Here is a 607-nt window from a genome sequence, read left to right on the forward strand (position 1 = left end):
GTTTTCTCTCGCTATACCGACGAAGCGATTGCTTCTCTGACGGGATACGACTACCTGCTGGAGGCCGCAAGTGTACTATGATCCTGGGTAATTGGTATGGGTCTGATGGGGGCAACCGTAGATCCCGCCTTGATTGCCTGCTTCGGGCGGAGACGCCCGTGACAGTGGCCGCGGGGCGTCCGGCCCAAGGCGGTCGTCTAGGAACTTTGGCTGCAAAGAACTTTGGCTACAGGTCGCAATCCCCCTTGTCCTCACATTCCTCCTGGATCGCAACGACTCCCACCTTCTCCTCAAAGGGCTCATCCTCCGGGTGGGGATTGACCCGTACTGTCACGATAAGACCGCGAGGAGAGCCGCCGGACCCTCCGCTCCCGCAGTGGACGTAAGCGTTCTCGTAGTCGTCCTCGACGACCCCCGAGCTTCCATCAATGTCGCAGACGGCAGAGCCAGCTGTCCCACCAGCGGGGATGCCTGCTCCGAAGCCGTTGCTATCAAACCCCGCGGCAGCGGCCATCACGTCATCGTCCGGCTCTTCTTCCAGGTCGATGCCTCCAAGCTGAGGCGGCTTCCGATGTGCCGCGAGGATGTCGGTCCCAATCGACATGGC

The 607-nt window shown here is 61.1% G+C and carries 1 protein-coding gene; it reads right to left on the bottom strand.

Going from position 1 to position 607, the window contains the following annotated elements; all coding sequences use genetic code 11:
- Positions 1 to 226: 226 nt before the first annotated feature.
- On the bottom strand, positions 227 to 607 hold a 381-nt coding region (locus EXE46_RS16925), incomplete at its 5' end, for a hypothetical protein (protein ID WP_199234209.1).

The organism is Halorubrum sp. GN11_10-6_MGM, assembly GCF_005435165.1.
GTDB lineage: Archaea > Halobacteriota > Halobacteria > Halobacteriales > Haloferacaceae > Halorubrum.